Here is a 15,141-nt window from a genome sequence, read left to right on the forward strand (position 1 = left end):
CGCAACCCCCGCGAACGCGCCGGCTTTTGCGCCAAAAACGATCAATTCACCCCGTCAAACGACCAAAAAACAGAGAGCGACGACTTGCCGACGCGCAGGCGTGCTCCAGAGGATTCCGCACATGTTTGGAGCTTTCCGTCGGTACTTTTCCACCGACCTCGCGATCGACCTCGGCACAGCCAACACACTGATCTTTGCCCGCAACAAGGGCATCGTGCTGGACGAGCCCTCCGTGGTCGCCATTCGCCATGAAGGCGGCCCCCACGGCAAGAAGGTGATCCAGGCCGTCGGCCGCGAGGCCAAGGCCATGCTGGGCAAGGTGCCCGGCAACATCGAGGCGATCCGCCCGATGAAGGACGGCGTGATTGCCGACTTCGTGATCACCGAGCAGATGATCAAGCAGTTCATCAAGATGGTGCACCCGCGCACGCTGCTCACGCCCAGCCCGCGCATCATCATCTGCGTTCCCTGCGGTTCCACCCAGGTCGAGCGCCGAGCCATCAAGGACGCGGCCGAAGCCGCTGGCGCCACGTCGGTCTACCTCATCGAAGAACCCATGGCCGCAGCCATTGGCGCGGGCCTGCCGGTCAGCGAGGCTTCGGGCTCCATGGTGGTGGACATCGGCGGCGGCACCACCGAGGTGGGCGTCATCAGCCTGGGCGGCATGGTCTACAAGGGCTCCGTGCGCGTGGGCGGCGACCGCTTCGACGAAGCCATCATCAACTACATCCGCCGCAACTACGGCATGCTGATCGGCGAGCCGACGGCCGAAGTCATCAAGAAGAACATCGGCTCGGCCTTTCCGGGCTCCGAAGTCAAGGAAATGGAAGTCAAGGGCCGCAACCTTTCCGAAGGCGTGCCGCGCAGCTTCACCATCAGCAGCAACGAGGTGCTGGAAGCCCTGACCGACCCCCTGAACAACATCGTCTCGGCCGTGAAGAACGCGCTGGAGCAAACGCCACCCGAGCTGGGCGCCGACATTGCCGAGCGCGGCATGATGCTGACCGGCGGCGGCGCACTGTTGCGCGACCTCGACCGCCTGCTGGCCGAGGAAACCGGCCTGCCGGTGCTGGTGGCCGAAGACCCGCTGACCTGCGTGGTGCGCGGCTGCGGCATTGCCCTCGAGCGCATGGACCGCTTGGGAAGCATCTTCACGAGCGAGTGAATGCACCACTGCCCTCATCGGCCGGCCCTGCTTGTGCAGGCCGGCCTTTTTGCCATCTGACGTTGCACAGCCAGGCCTGAACCATGCCCTTGGGCACGCTCGATCGCACAGCCCCGCCCCTGTTCAACCAGGGGCAGTCGGCCCTGAGCAAGTTGATTTTCTTCGGTGCGCTCGCGCTCTTCCTGATGGTGGCCGATGCGCGCTTTCATCTTGTGCAGCCCATACGCGCGGCTGTCGGCGCGGTGCTGTATCCGGTGCAATGGCTGGCGCTCAAGCCGGTGCAGTTCGTGATGGGCGGCAGCCGCTACTTCGAAGACCTGCAAAAGGCCCAGCGCAACGAAGAAGAAGCCCGCAAGGCCCTCATGCTGCAGGCCGAACGTGCAAGCCAGGCCGACACGCTCGCGCAGGACAACGCGCGCCTGCGCGCATTGCTCGAATTGCGCCAGACCACCCAGGCGCCCGGCCGCGCGGCCGAAGTGCTCTATGACGCCGCCGACCCGTACACGCGCAAGATCGTCATCGACCAGGGGCTCACGCAGGGCGTGGCGGCCGGTTCGCCGGTGATCGATGCAAACGGAGTGCTCGGCCAGGTGACGCAGGTGCAGCCCTTCACGAGCGAGGTCACGCTGGTCATCGACCGCGATCTTTCCATCCCGGTGCAGAACACCCGCACCGGCGTGCGCAGCGTCGCGTTCGGCGATGCGTCGGCGCACGGCTCCGGGCTCGAGCTGCGCTTCATGGCCGCCAATGCCGACCTGCAGGAGGGCGACCTGCTTTCCACCAGCGGCGTCGACGGCGTCTATCCGCCGGGCCTGCCGGTTGCAAAGATCGAGCGTATCGAGCGCCGCGCCGATTCGGCGTTTGCGCGCATCTACTGCGTGCCGCTTGCCCGCGTTACGGCCGCGCGCTATGTGCTGGTGCTGTCGCCCACCGGAGCGCCCGCGGCGCCGCCCGCGCCGGCCGCCCCCGCCCGCGGCAAGAAGCCCGAGCCCAAGCCGGCTGCAAAAGCAGACAAGGCCGACAAGAAAGCCGCGGAGCGCGCCCGATGATCAAACGCCCCGGCCAACAGCAGCTGCTGCTGCCCGTCAGCCCGCTCTTCATGTGGTCGAGCCTGGTGGTGGCGCTGCTCATCAACATGATTCCGATCGGCCGCGCCGCGTGGATGCCCGACCTGCTCGCGCTGGCCATCGTGTTCTGGGGCGTGCACCAACCCATGCGCGTGGGCATTGGCGCGGCATTCGTCTTTGGCCTGTGCATGGACGTGCACCAGGCGTCCATGCTGGGCCAGCATGCGCTGTCCTACACCACGCTCGGCTTCTTCGCGATCACCATCCATCGGCGCCTGCTCTGGTATCCGGTGGCCTCGCAGGCGCTGCAGGTGCTGCCGCTCTTTGCGCTTTCGCAGTTCATCGAAGTGGTCACGCGGATGATCGGTGGCGGCATTTTTCCGGGCTGGTGGGTGCTGGCTTCGCCGGCCATCGAAGCCTTGCTGTGGCCGCTGGCAACGGCGCTGCTGCTGGCGCCCCAGCGCCGCACTCCGGAACCCGACGAGAACCGACCCCTCTAGTCATGGTGCCCCCCGGCTTTTCACTTCGCTTCGCTGCGTGTAACTCCACCCTCCGAGGGGGAGGCGCGGATCGCCTTGGGGCGGCCCGGCGGCGGGCGCAGGCAGTCGCATTTGCCCGCGCATTTGCCAACGCACCTGCACGCGCCTAAGCTCATCCCGCCATGACCGAAATCCGCAACGTTGCCGCCGACCTCGCGCGCTTCAAGCGCCGCGTGATCGTGATCGGCATGGCGGTGCTCTTCGCGTTCGGCCTGCTTGGTTCGCGGCTGGTCTATCTGCAGGTGGTGCGGCACGAAGACCTGGCCGAGCAGGCCGAGAGCAATCGCACGGCGGTGGTGCCGGTGGTGCCCAACCGCGGTCTCATCCTGGACCGCAACGGCATCGTGCTGGCTTCCAACTATTCGGCCTACACGCTCGAGATCACGCCATCTAAGGTGGGCGACGTCGAAGAGACCATTGAAAGCCTGACGCAGGTGCTCGAGGTTTCGCCGCGCGACCGTCGCCGCTTCAAGCGCCTGCGCGAAGACTCGCGCAGCTTCGACTCCATTCCGATTCGCACCCGCCTGAGCGACGAGGAAGTCGCCCGCTTCGCGGCGCAGCGCTACCGGTTTCCGGGCGTGGAAATCAAGGCGCGCCTGTTCCGCAACTATCCGCATGGCGAAGTCGCTTCGCACGTGCTCGGCTACATCGGCCGCATCAACCAGCGCGAGAAAACCGCGATGGAAGACTGGGCCGAGGAAGACCAGGCCAACTACAAGGGCACCGACTACATCGGCAAGCTCGGCATCGAGCAAAGCTACGAAAAAACGCTGCACGGCCAGACGGGCGTCGAGCAAATGGAAACCTCGGCCGGCGGCCGGGCGGTGCGACGGCTTGCAAGCCATCCGGCCACGCCGGGCAACACCGTGATGCTGTCGCTCGACATCAAGCTGCAGAAGCTCGTGGAAGACATGTTCGGCGACCGCCGCGGCGCGCTGGTGGCCATCGATCCCAGGACGGGCGAGGTGCTGGCCTTTGTGAGCAAGCCGACCTTCGATCCGAACCTCTTCGTCGAAGGCATCGACACCGAAAGCTGGAAAGAGCTGAGCGAATCGCTCGACAAACCGCTGCTCAACCGCGCGCTGCGCGGCACCTATCCGCCCGGCTCGACCTACAAGCCTTTCATGGCGCTGGCCGCACTGCAAACCGGCAAGCGCGGGCCGAACGTGGTGGTGAACGACCCCGGGTACTTCAATTTTGGCGGCCACCGCTTCGGCAGCCCCGAGGGCAACATCGGCGGCGTCGACATGCGGCGCTCGATCCAGCTGTCGAGCAACATCTACTATTACTCGCTGGCCAACGAGATGGGCGTGGACCTGATCCACGACTTCATGAAGCCGCTGGGTTTCGGCCAGATCACCGGCATCGACCTGGGCGGCGAGGTGCGCGGCGTGCTGCCCAGCACCGAGTGGAAGCGCAACGCCTACAAGCGCCCCGAGCAGAAGAAGTGGTACGCAGGCGAGACCATTTCGCTCGGCATCGGCCAGGGCTACAACTCCTTCACCATGCTGCAGCTTGCGCAGGCGACGGCCATCGTGGCCGACGGCGGCATGAAGCACAAGCCGCATCTGGTGCTGGCCACGCGCAACACGGTGAGCGGCCAGGTGGCGCCGCTGCCCCAGCCGCCGGCGGAGAACCTGGGCTACACCGCTGCCAATGTCTCGGTGATCCGCGAGGGCCTGACCAGCGTGGTCACCAGCGGCACTGCGCGCAGTGTGTTTGCCGGTGCGGGCTACCAGGCGGCCGGCAAGACTGGGACGGCGCAGGCCGTCACGCAGGCGCAGAACACCAAATACAACGCCCGCGCGCTCGAAGAGCACCAGCGCGATCACGCGCTGTTCATGGCGTTTGCACCGGTCAACAACCCGAAGGTCGCCCTGGCGGTGATCGTCGAGAACGCCGGCTGGGGCGCCGGAGCTGCGGCGCCCATTGCGCGCCGGGTGTTCGACTATGTGCTGATGGACCAGTACCCGAGCGAAGCCGACATGGCGGCTGTCAGGATCGGCAAGGCCGGCGCGCCGATAGGAAAGCCGCGTGTGGCGAGTGAAGTGGCCTGGCCCGCAGCCACCACTGCCGCGCCCGCGCCCTGAAGGTCTTTCTCCCTCTCCCGGAGGGAGAGGGGACAACGCCCGGACCTCAGGCGATCACTGTGCCGCTGACTTCACCCAAGCCGATTCGCACCGCGCCCTCGCGTTCGCAGTAGCCGCGTATGACCAGCGTGTCGCCGTCTTCGAGGAACGTGCGCTTCTCGCCGTTGGGCAGCGTGATCGGCTGCTTGCCGCCTTGTGTGAGTTCTATCAGTGAGCCGGCCTCGTCGGGCTTCGGGCCCGAGAGCGTGCCCGAACCCAGCAGGTCGCCGGGCTGCAGGTTGCAGCCGTTCACCGTATGGTGCGTGACGAGCTGCGCAGCGGTCCAGTAGGCAGCCTCGGTGGTGTTGCCCCGCGTGAGCCGAGTGGGTGCTTCACCCGCGGCGCGCATCTTTGCAGTCTGCAGCAGCACTTCGAGCGTGATGTCGAGCGCGCCGCTTTCGCGGTTCGATGGTGCGTCGAGATACGCGAGCGGCTGCGGGTCCCCGGCCGGCCGCTCGAACCTGGCGCGAAACGGCGCCAGCGCTTCCATCGTCACGATCCATGGCGACAGCGTGCTTGCGAAATTCTTCGAGAGAAATGGGCCGAGCGGTTGGTATTCCCAGGCCTGCAGGTCGCGCGCCGACCAGTCGTTGAGCAGCGTCACGCCGAACAGATGCTCTTCGGCCTTGCCGATGGCAATCGGCTCGCCAAGCGCATTGCCGCGGCCGACCAGAAAACCCAATTCCAGTTCGTAGTCCAGCCGCTTCGAAGGGCCGAAGCTGGGCTCTGCCGCGTCCGGGGCCTTGGTCTGCCCCTGGGGACGCTTGAAGACCTGCCCGCTCACCACGATGGACGAGGCGCGGCCGTGATAGCCGATGGGCACCCACTTGTAGTTGGGCATCAGCGGCTGGTCGGGGCGAAACAGCTTGCCGATGGTGGTTGCATGGTGAATGCCGGTGTAGAAGTCGGTGTAGTCGCCGATGCGGCAAGGCACGGTGAGCTCGGCCGCGGCCTGCGGCAGCAGCGCCTTCGACCAAGCGGCCTGCTTGCCGCTGCCCTCTGCAAGGCCCGCCGAAATTGCCGCGCGAAGTGCCTCGCGGTCTTTCACGCTGGCGTTCATCAGCACATTCATGTCGTCGGTATCGACCAGGCCTGCGGCCTTCAGGTCGAGCACCTGGTCGCCAATGGCCACCCCGATGCGAAAAGCCTCGCTGCTGCCCGCCGCGCGAAATCGGCCGAACGGCAGGTTCTGGATCGGGAAGTCGCAGCCGGCTTCGTTGGCCGAAGCAACCCAGCTGCGCAGCTTGGTGTCATGGGTGGCGTTCAGTGCGATGGTCATGGAATGTCTTTCTGTGTTTCGGTTCAATCTGCGGTCATGCCGGCCTTCTTGGCCACTTCGCCGAGGCGCTTGTATTCGGTTTCGGTCAGCGTCGTCAGCTCCTGCGCCGTCGAACCGCGCGGCGAAAAGCCGGCCTGCTGCAGCTTGGCCTTCACGTCGGGCATTGCCAGCGCTTCGACGAAGGCTTCGTTCAGCGCCTTCACGATCGGTGCCGGCAGCTTCGCGGGGCCGTACACGCCGAACCACGGATCGAGCGCATAGCCCTTGAGCCCGGCTTCGGCCATCGTCGGCACGTCGGGCAGCGAGGGCGAGCGCACCGGGCCTGCCACGGCCAGCGCGCGCAGCTTGCCGGCCTGGATGTGCGGCAGCGACGCTGGCAGGTTGTCGAACATCACGCCGATGTTGTTGCCCAGCATGTCGGTGATGGCCGGGCCGCTGCCCTTGTAGGCGACGTGCACGAGCTCGGTGCCCGTCATTTGCGCAAACATCACGCCGGCCAGGTTCATCGAGGTGCCGGCGCCCGCGGTGGCGTAGGGCAGGCCGGGGTTCTTCTTCGCGGCTGCGATCAGGTCGGGCACCGACTTGATGGCCGACGATGCGGGCACTTCGAGCACGATGGTCGAGGTGCCGAGCAGGCTGATCGCCGCGAAGTCCGTGCGCGGATCGAAGGCCATCGATTTGTAGATGTGCGGGTTGAGCGCATTGGTCGAGATGGCGCCAAAGCCGATGGTGTAGCCGTCCGGCGCGGCCTTCGCCACGGCATCCATGCCGATGTTGCCGCCGGCGCCGGCGCGGTTGTCGATGAGCACGGGCTGGCCCAGTTTCTCCGACACCTTCTGGCCGACCGTGCGCGCCACCAGATCGGTGGTGCCGCCGGGGCTGTAGGGCACGATGAACCTGATCGGTTTCGACGGAAAGTCCGCCGCGTGCGCCAGCACGAGCGGCGCTGCGAGCAGCGCGACGGCCGCCGCGCGGCGGCCAAGGGCGAAAGCGCTCTTCCTGTTCATCTTCATGGCTTGAACTGGTCCTTGAGGCCGGCCCAGCAATCGGCGTAGTCCGTGTCCAGCGCGGGGCTCTGCAGCGCGAAGTTCGTGGGAATGAAGCGCAAGCGGCTTTCGAACATGAAGGCCAGCGTGTTGTCGAGCTTGTGCGGCTTCAGGTCGGTGTGCGTGGCCTTGTCGAAGGCTTCCTCGTCGGGCCCGTGCGGCACCATGCAGTTGTGCAGGCTGGCACCGCCAGGCTTGAAGCCGCCCGGCTTGGCGTCGTATTCGCCGAGCACCAGGCCCATGAATTCGCTCATGAGGTTGCGGTGGAACCATGGCGGACGGAAGGTGTTTTCCATCACCATCCAGCGCGGCGGGAAGATCACGAAGTCGCAGTTCGCGGTGCCGGGCGTGTCGCTCGGCGAGGTCAGCACGGTGAAGATCGATGGGTCGGGGTGATCGAAGCTGATGGAGCCGATGACCATGAAGTTGGCCGTGTCGTACTTCACCGGCGCCAGGTTGCCATGCCATGCAACCACGTTGAAGGGGGACTGCTTCGTTGGCGCCTTCCAGAAACGGCCGCCGAATTTCTTGACGAGTTCGTAGGCGCCGCCGTCTTCTTCGAAGGCGGCCACAGGCGCCTGAAAGTCGCGCGCGTTGGCCAGGCCGTTCGAGCCGATGGGGCCGAGTTCGGGCAGGCGGAAATGCGCGCCGTAGTTCTCGCAGACGTAGCCGCGCGAGATTCCGTCGGGCAATGCCACCTTGAATGCCATGCCGCGCGGCAGCACCGCGATTTCGCCAGGCTTCACATCGAGCACGCCGAGTTCGGTGGTGATGACCAGGCGGCCCTGCTGCGGCACGACGAGCATCTCGCCGTCGGCGTTGACGAAGGCGCGCTTCTCCATCGAGCGGCCGGCAAGGTACATGAGCGAGCCGATGCCGACCTGCGACTCGGCGTCGCCGTTGGCAGCAATGGTGTGCATGCCGTCGATGAAATCCACGTCGGCCGCGCCGTCGAGCGGCATCGGATGCCAGCGCAGGGGCTCGGGCGGCAGTGCAATCTCGCGGTCGGCGCCCGTGGTCCATTGCGCCTGCGTATACGGCTGGTAGCGGCCGGACACTACCGAAGGCTGGCGCCGGTACAGCCACGTGCGGCGGTTTTCATGGCGCGGCGCGGTGAAGGCGGTGCCCGAAAGCAGTTCGGTGTAAAGGTCGAAGGGTGCGCGCTGCGGGTTGTTGCGGCCCTGGGGCAGGGCGCCGGCAACGGCCTCCGACGCGTACTCGTTGCCGAAGCCGCTCTGGTAGCGCCGCCCGGAATCGGGGCTTGTATTGGCGGTTGGGTTTGTCATGGTTTTCTCTTCCGGAAATCGCGATGAGTTGGCCGGTGTGTTCAGCTGCCGCGCGCGGCCTCGAAAGCCTCGCGCAGCACGGCGAGCGAGCCGACGTGGTTTGCCAGCACAAGCACGAGCCGTGCGTTGAAGGCATGGCTCTCCTCGGTGGAAAGCCCCTGGTGGGCCTCGATCAGCGCCTCGTAGAAATCGTCGGGCGCCTCGAGGTTGGGCGCGGTGACCAGATGTTGTTGCATGGTGCTGCTCATCCTTTTGCCAAGGCTCGGTCGATGGCCGCGCGGATGTTCGCAGCCGTGGGTTGCCGCCAGCGTGCGCACACGTGCTGGTCGGGCCGCAGCAGGTAGACAGTGCCGGGTAGCGCGTCGTAGCGCTGCATGGCGAGTTCGCCTTCGGTTGTAGCGGCTTTCACGCACACGACGTGCAGCGGAAAGTCGACTGCCTTCAGCGCCTGCAGGCCGCGCTCGGCGGCTTCGCCCTGGCCGAACACCAGCGCCGTGAACTGCGCCACATGGCATTCCCGCAGCAGCCAGCCACTGGTGCCGTCGGAGCGCACCACGGGTGCATCGGCGGCTGCCGCGCCGGGCACCATCGCACCGGCAAAGGTGTCGGCGTCCGGCGTGTTGAGCGGCGAATCCCGCAGCACCGACGGCACCGAGAGCCGTCCGCTGTTGACCAGCGTGCGCGCAAAGGCGTGGCGCTTGGTGAGCTCCAGCACCGCGTCGCGGAACAGGCGGCTTACTTCGCTCTTGGGCGTGATGAAGTCGGTTGCGCGCGTCGAGTTGCGAATGTTCTCGTCGGCCGCGAATTCGCGCTCGCTTGCGTAGCTATCGAGCAGTGCGTCGGGTGCGTCGCCCTGGAGCACGGCCGCAAGCTTCCAGGCGAGGTTGTCCGCATCTTGCACGCCCGAATTGGCGCCGCGCGCGCCAAATGGCGACACGCCGTGCGCAGAGTCGCCAGCGAACAGCACGCGGCCGTGGCGAAAGCGCTCCATGCGCTGGCATGCAAAGGTGTAGACGCTGGCCCAGCCGATGGTGAACTGCACGCCCTCGAAGCCGATGCTGTCGAGCAGCGCGCGCACGCGCGGCGTGATGTTCTCGGGCTTGCGCTCTTCCACCGGATCGGCGTCCCAGCCTAGCTGGAAGTCGACGCGCCACATGCCGTCGGCCTGCTTGTGCAGCAGCACGCTCTGGCCGGGGTGGAACGAAGGGTCGAACCAGAAGCGGCGCTCCGTGGGCAGTTGCGCATCCATCGTGATGTCCGCGATCAGGAAGCGGTCGCGGAATACGCGGCCCTTGGCTTCAAGGCCCAACATCTGGCGCAGGTTGGAACGCGAGCCGTCGCAGGCTGCAACGTAGCCGGCCTGCAGCCTGTAGTCGCCCTCGGGCGTTTCCACACTGAGAATGGCGCCTTCGTCGTTCTGCTCGATGCCTGTGACCTTGTTGTTCCAGCGCAGATCGATCAGCGGGAGCGCCGCGGCGCGTTCGACGAGGTAGCCCTCGACGTAGTACTGCTGCAGGTTGATGAAGGCCGGGCGCTCGTGGCCGTGTTCGGGCAGCAGGTCGAAGCTGTAGACCTGCTCGTCATGGAAGAACACCCTGCCCACGTGCCACGACACGCCCTTGCCGACCATGCGGTCGCCGCAACCCAGGCGGTCGAACACCTCGAGCGTGCGCTTGGCAAAGCAGATGGCGCGCGAGCCGCTGGAAAGGGTGTTGTCGTTGTCGAGCAGCACCACGGGAATCTTGCGCAGCGCCAGGTCGATGGCGAGCGTGAGGCCCACCGGGCCGGCGCCGACGACGACCACCGGGTGGCGGACAGGCGTGTCCGAATCCTGGTCGGCGTGGCGCTTGTAGTCGAAGCGCAGGCTTTGGTAGTCGATCACGTTTGTCTCCGTGTCTTTGGTATTGCTCCCTCCCCCGGGAGGGGAGGGAGCAATGCGGGATCAGCCTTCGAGCGCCTTCCACATCTCGATGTCCCGCTCGGCCGTCCACACACGCGGATCGGCATGGCCCGAGGCTTCGTCGTAGGCCCGGCTCACGTCGAACGGCATGCAGTGGTCGAAGATCACCCACTGGCTGTACTTGGGCTTGAGCTTGGCGTAGGTGTCTTTGTAGACAGTGTTCAGGTCGCGGCCGGCCTTTACGCCTTCTTGCACGCTTGCATACACGTCGGAGATGAAGTTGCGCGTGCCGGTCAGGCCCTCGGCCACTTCGGCCGGCGTGGTGAGTGCGGCGCCGCGGCCAGGCACCAGCGCGGCGGGCTTGAGCGCCGCGATGTTGTCGAGCGTTTGCGGCCAGTCCTTGAAGTAGGCGTCGCCCGCGTACGGCGTGGCGCCAAACTCGACCAGGTCGCCCGACAGCAGGGTGCGCTCCTCGGGCAGCCACACGACCGTGTCGCCCTTGGTGTGGCCGCGGCCCAGCTGGATCAGCTGCACCTCGAGCTTGCCGAGCCACAGTGTCATCTTGCCGGTGAAGGTCATGGTGGGCCAGGTCAGGCCCGGGGGCACCGTCTCCACGTTCTGGAAGAGGCGCGGAAAGCGGCCGATTTCGCTGGCCTTGTCCTGCTCGCCGCGCTCCACGATGAGGTCGCGCGTGTCCTGGCTGGCCAGGATGTGCTCGGCCCCGTAGCCGGCAGCGCCCAGCACGCGCACGGCGTGGTAGTGCGTCAGCACCACGTACTTGATGGGCTTGTCGGTCACCTCGCGGATGCGGCGCACCACGTCGGCCGCCATGGCGGGCGTGGCCTGCGTGTCGGCCACCAGCACGCAGTCGTCGCCAATGACGATGCCGGTGTTCGGATCGCCCTCGGCCGTGTAGGCCCAGGCGTGCTCGGAGATCTGGCTGAAAGTGATCTTCTTTTCTTCCATGTCGGCCTGGCTGGCGAACTTCTTGGCTTGGCTCATCGTGTGTCTCCGTCGGTTGGATCGAAAATTGGATTCGTCTAAAGCAAACGAATTTGCGGATAACGAATTTCTGAAGTGTAAGCCCGAGATCGGTTAATGTCTAATCCCTTCTTCATGAACGAACAACCAGACGCCAAGGCGGCCATGGCAGCCAACGAGACCGACCGCGCCGCCCAGCGCGGCATCCAGAGCATCGAAGTGGGCGGCCAGCTGCTGCGCGCGCTGGTGCACCACGGTCGGCCGATGGCCCTGAAAGACCTGGCGCGGGAAGCCGACATGACCGCCGCCAAGGCCCACCCCTACATGGTGAGCTTCGGACGGCTGGGCCTCATCGAGCAGGACCGTGCCAGCGGCCACTATCTGCTTGGCCCGCTGGCCTTGCAACTGGGGCTCATCAGCCTGCAGCAGGCCGACCCGGTGCACATTGCGACGCCGCTCATTGCAGGGGTGGCGCAGCGCATCGGCCATACGGTGGCGCTGGCGGTGTGGGGTGCACGGGGCGCAACCATCGTGCGCACGGCCGAGTCGCCGTCGCCGGTGCATGTGAACATGCGGCACGGCACGGTCTTCTCGCTCACCAACACGGCCTCCGGGCGCATATTCGCCGCCTACCTCGAGGCCGAGACAGTCAGGCAATTGCTCGACGCCGAGCGCCAGCGCCAAAAGCAGCGCAAGGCGGGCGAGCAGACGCCGCCGGCCGGCATGCCGCCGCAGCCGCCGCTGCCGTCGTGGAGCGAATTCGAGCGCCAGCTGCAGGAAGTGCGCGTGCACGGCATCAGCCGCTCGGAAGGCGAGGTGATCGAGGGCGTGAGCGCCATGGCGGCGCCGGTGTTCGACCACACCGGCACCATCGTGCTGTCGGTCACGGCAATTGGCCCCGCCGCCATCTTCGACACTGCCTGGGACGGCGAAATCGCACGCGCGCTCAAGGCCTGCGCGGGCACCGTCTCCGAGCGGCTGGGCGCAACGTCGGCCGGAAGAAACGCTTCCGCACATCTGGATCCATGAGCCCGGACATTTCCGCTTCTTCTTCGTCTTCTTCCGCATCTCCCGTCGAGTCCGCCATTGCACTGCTGAGCGCCGCCCGGCGCATCGTGGTGTTCTCGGGAGCGGGCCTTTCCAAGGCCTCGGGCATTCCGACCTACCGCGACAGCGACGGACTGTGGATGAACCAGAACGCGCTGCAGTACTCGCATGCCGAAGACCTGCAGCGCGACCCGGCGGGCTTCACGCGCTTCTGGTCACACCGGCTTTCTGCGGTAGAGAACGCGCAACCGAATCCGGGGCATACCGCACTTGCACTGCTGCAGCGGCTGCGGCCCGCCACGCGCCTCATCACGCAGAACGTGGACGGACTACTGACGCTGGCCGGGGGGCTCGACGTGCTCGAACTGCACGGCTCGCTGCGCCGCTGGCGCTGCGACCACTGCGGCAACCGCCAGGGCCCGTGGCCCTTTCACCGCTGCATGCGCTGCGCCTCGCGCGCCCGGCCGGACGTGGTCATGTTCGGGGAAATGCTGAACCACGGTGTGCTGCTCGATGCCCAGGCGGCCGCGCAGGAGTCGGATGTGTTCATGGTGGTCGGCAGCACGGCCATCGTCTATCCGGCCGCCGAGCTGCCGCAGATGGCGGTGTCGCACGGCAGCAAGCTGATCACGCTGAACATGGAGCCGTTGCCGCATCTCGACGATGCGGCGGAGGTGGTGTTGCGCGGCCCGTCGGAGGTGCTGTTGCCGCAACTCCTGGCGGGGCTCGGCGGCTCGCCGCCCTAGGGGCGATCAGCTCTTCTTGCCGCCGAACAGCACCAGCGCCCCGCCCACGACGATCGCGGCCACGCTTGCCCAGGCCGGAAAGTTGACCTGCTGCTTCTCCTTCACGGAAAACTCCAGCGGGCCGAGCTTGGCCTGGTGCGTTTCCTTCGTGAAGCTGAAGCCGCCGAGCCCGAGGCCCGCGATGCCGGCCACGATGAGCAGGATGCCGGCGATGCGTGTTGCGTTCATGGTGAGATCTCCTCGGGGTTGTTGGTAGGGCACTGCCGGGCCGACGCCGGGCCTATTGCCGTGGCAGCTGGTCGACCCACTGCACGACGTCGGCCACGGCGGCATCGGTGGCCGCGGCCAGTGCCTTCACACCGCCGGGCGCATCGGCGCTCGGTGCCGGGCGCCGCACGGTGAAGGTGCGCTGGCCAAGCACGCGGTCGCCGCCGGTGGTGCTGCGAATCAGCGTGGCGCGCAGGCGAACCAAGCCAACGCTGCTGCCGGCTGATTCGAAGTAGTGGCTGAACTCGTCGAGTGAAATGCGCAGCATGTCGGGCACGCGGCCTTGGGTGCGCGCGATGGTTGCGCTTTCTTCGGGACCGAGCACCGTGCGCCGCTCCGAGAGGGCGTCGCGCAGCCGCTGGCGCAGCAGCTGTGCCGGCGGCAGGCTCCAGCGCGATTGTCCGTAGGGGCGCAGTTCGTTCGCGTCCGCATAGCCCAGCCGGTAGAGGATCTGCGTGCCGTCCAGCCGCGCGTTGCTCTCGATTTCGGCCAGCGCAAGCATGGGCGATGCAGCAGCGGGCGGATTGGCGGCGGCGGCCGGCGCGGCAATGCCGGGGCCGAAGTCGTAGAGCGTCGCGCGCGCGGGCTTGTCGGGCAGCGCGCCGCAGCCGGCGAGCAGCAACAGCGCAAGAACGGTTCCCGAACCAAAACCAAAGCGAAGGGAGCGGCGGGGGTGCATGGCGTTCTTCTTCATGGTGATCACTTCAGGGGCGTCCCAGGGAGTTGGTGGCGGGCGGCGCGGAGAAGCCCGGCTCGCCGGGCCCTGCGGCGGTGCCACCATTGCCGAACAGCAGCGATTGCGGGTTGTCGTTGATGCCGTCGGCCGCACGGCCGAGCCGGCGCACCGCGCGCGAGGTGTCGTCCGCCACCCGGTTCACGCGCGGCAGCGTGGCCGAGTTGAACGAATCGACCGCCTGCGCCAGTGCCTTTGTGCCGTCGCCCAGGCGCTCGATCGGGCCTTCGGGCGCATTCAGGCGGCTCACGGTGGCATTGAAGTTGTTAGCCACGCGCGAAACGTCGCCGGCTGCCGTCTTTACTGAAGACAGCGTGCCCGGCAGCGCGGCGAGCGTCGGGTTGAGGCCGGTCTTCACCGTGTTGTCCAGTTGCTTGAGCAGCGTGTTGGCGCTGGCCGATGCGGCGGCGATGTTCTCCAGTGCATCGGCCACCCGCTTCTGGTTGCCGTCGCCGAGCAGCTGGTTGGCGCGCTTGGTCGCTTCGTCGACCTGGTTGATGATGGCTTCGCCGCGGTCCTGCAGTTGCGCGAGCATCGATGGCTTCAGCGGAATACGGGGCGGGTCGTCGTTGTTGGGTGCGAGCACGACGTTCGATTCGCCCTTGTCGTCCAGCGCAATGAAGGCCAGGCCGGTTACGCCCTGGTAGCTCAGCGTGGCAAAGCTCGACTTGGTGAGCGGCACGCGCTGGTCGACCGTGATGCGCACTCGCACATTGCCCTTGGTCTTGGGGTCGAAGTCGATCGAAGTCACCTTGCCGACTGCGATGCCGCGGTAGCGCACCATGGCCTGAGGCTGCAGGCCGCTGACCGGATCTCGTGTGGACAGCTCGTAGATGTTGCGCACGGTGTCGTCGCGCGTGAACCAGACCACCAGCCCCACGAGCACGGCAATCAGGCCGAGCACGAAGGCGCCGGCGGCGAGGGCATGGGCTTTGTTTTCCATGGTGTGGCTACCT

Annotated in this window: 15 protein-coding genes; 6 read left to right on the forward strand and 9 right to left on the reverse strand. The window is 66.6% G+C overall.

From position 1 onward, the window contains the following. The first annotated feature begins 121 nt into the window (after positions 1-121). The 4 genes from J2X67_RS09915 to mrdA all read left to right on the forward strand — a co-directional run bounded on the left by J2X67_RS09915 (position 122) and on the right by mrdA (position 4,861). Positions 122-1,165 (forward strand): rod shape-determining protein, encoded by a 1,044-nt coding sequence (locus tag J2X67_RS09915; RefSeq protein WP_007833435.1) that lies wholly within the window; start codon positions 122-124, stop codon positions 1,163-1,165. An 83-nt stretch (positions 1,166-1,248) separates the two neighbouring features. Next, a complete protein-coding gene (gene mreC / locus J2X67_RS09920) occupies positions 1,249-2,214 on the forward strand; it encodes a rod shape-determining protein MreC (protein ID WP_309952643.1) in 966 nt (321 codons plus the stop codon). Continuing rightward, positions 2,211-2,732: a rod shape-determining protein MreD gene (gene mreD / locus J2X67_RS09925; RefSeq protein ID WP_309952646.1), complete on the forward strand. Its 522-nt coding sequence runs from the start codon at positions 2,211-2,213 to the stop codon at positions 2,730-2,732. The genes mreC and mreD overlap by 4 nt, the downstream gene beginning before the upstream one ends. 161 nt (positions 2,733-2,893) lie before the next feature. Continuing rightward, the gene (gene mrdA / locus J2X67_RS09930; RefSeq protein ID WP_309952648.1) at positions 2,894-4,861 is read left to right on the forward strand and encodes a penicillin-binding protein 2; all 1,968 of its coding nucleotides are present in this window, start codon (positions 2,894-2,896) and stop codon (positions 4,859-4,861) included. A 46-nt stretch (positions 4,862-4,907) separates the two neighbouring features. Here the strand turns inward: mrdA and fahA are convergent, their stop codons facing one another. From fahA to J2X67_RS09960, 6 genes are read right to left on the reverse strand one after another with little or no spacing between them, the layout of a single operon-like run. Then, positions 4,908-6,179, reverse strand: coding sequence for a fumarylacetoacetase (gene fahA / locus J2X67_RS09935; RefSeq protein ID WP_309952650.1), 1,272 nt, complete (start codon positions 6,177-6,179; stop codon positions 4,908-4,910). A gap of 23 nt (positions 6,180-6,202) precedes the next feature. Further along, the gene (locus tag J2X67_RS09940; RefSeq protein WP_409050486.1) at positions 6,203-7,186 is read right to left on the reverse strand and encodes a Bug family tripartite tricarboxylate transporter substrate binding protein; all 984 of its coding nucleotides are present in this window, start codon (positions 7,184-7,186) and stop codon (positions 6,203-6,205) included. A gap of 2 nt (positions 7,187-7,188) precedes the next feature. Further along, entirely contained in the window at positions 7,189-8,511 is a 1,323-nt protein-coding gene (hmgA, locus tag J2X67_RS09945) for a homogentisate 1,2-dioxygenase (protein ID WP_309952654.1), read from the reverse strand. A gap of 41 nt (positions 8,512-8,552) precedes the next feature. Beyond that, on the reverse strand, positions 8,553-8,747 hold the full coding sequence (locus J2X67_RS09950) for a DUF2783 domain-containing protein (protein ID WP_309952656.1): 195 nt from the start codon (positions 8,745-8,747) through the stop codon (positions 8,553-8,555). An 8-nt stretch (positions 8,748-8,755) separates the two neighbouring features. After that, positions 8,756-10,393: an FAD-dependent oxidoreductase gene (locus tag J2X67_RS09955; protein WP_309952658.1), complete on the reverse strand. Its 1,638-nt coding sequence runs from the start codon at positions 10,391-10,393 to the stop codon at positions 8,756-8,758. Between the two features lie 60 nt (positions 10,394-10,453). After that, positions 10,454-11,413 (reverse strand): MBL fold metallo-hydrolase, encoded by a 960-nt coding sequence (locus J2X67_RS09960; protein WP_309952659.1) that lies wholly within the window; start codon positions 11,411-11,413, stop codon positions 10,454-10,456. A gap of 144 nt (positions 11,414-11,557) precedes the next feature. Here J2X67_RS09960 and J2X67_RS09965 point away from each other — a divergent pair, with 144 nt between their 5' ends. Beyond that, positions 11,558-12,421 carry an IclR family transcriptional regulator gene (locus J2X67_RS09965; protein ID WP_309953076.1) on the forward strand — a complete coding sequence of 288 codons (864 nt, stop codon included), beginning with the start codon at positions 11,558-11,560 and terminating at the stop codon, positions 12,419-12,421. Further along, positions 12,418-13,185 (forward strand): Sir2 family NAD-dependent protein deacetylase, encoded by a 768-nt coding sequence (locus J2X67_RS09970; protein ID WP_309952661.1) that lies wholly within the window; start codon positions 12,418-12,420, stop codon positions 13,183-13,185. Before J2X67_RS09965 ends, J2X67_RS09970 begins: the two co-directional genes overlap by 4 nt. Before the next feature lie 6 nt (positions 13,186-13,191). Here J2X67_RS09970 and J2X67_RS09975 read toward each other — a convergent pair whose 3' ends face one another. Genes J2X67_RS09975 through J2X67_RS09985 form a run of 3 tightly spaced genes read right to left on the reverse strand, consistent with a single transcriptional unit; the run spans position 13,192 to position 15,128 of the window. Next, positions 13,192-13,413 (reverse strand): hypothetical protein, encoded by a 222-nt coding sequence (locus J2X67_RS09975; RefSeq protein WP_157611485.1) that lies wholly within the window; start codon positions 13,411-13,413, stop codon positions 13,192-13,194. A 52-nt stretch (positions 13,414-13,465) separates the two neighbouring features. Further along, the gene (locus J2X67_RS09980; protein ID WP_409050480.1) at positions 13,466-14,146 is read right to left on the reverse strand and encodes an ABC-type transport auxiliary lipoprotein family protein; all 681 of its coding nucleotides are present in this window, start codon (positions 14,144-14,146) and stop codon (positions 13,466-13,468) included. Between the two features lie 10 nt (positions 14,147-14,156). Then, positions 14,157-15,128, reverse strand: a complete 972-nt coding sequence (locus J2X67_RS09985; RefSeq protein ID WP_309952664.1) for an MlaD family protein — start codon at positions 15,126-15,128, stop codon at positions 14,157-14,159. Between the last annotated feature and the right edge of the window lie 13 nt (positions 15,129-15,141).

It is taken from the genome of Variovorax sp. 3319, from assembly GCF_031456585.1.
GTDB lineage: Bacteria > Pseudomonadota > Gammaproteobacteria > Burkholderiales > Burkholderiaceae_C > Variovorax > Variovorax paradoxus_P.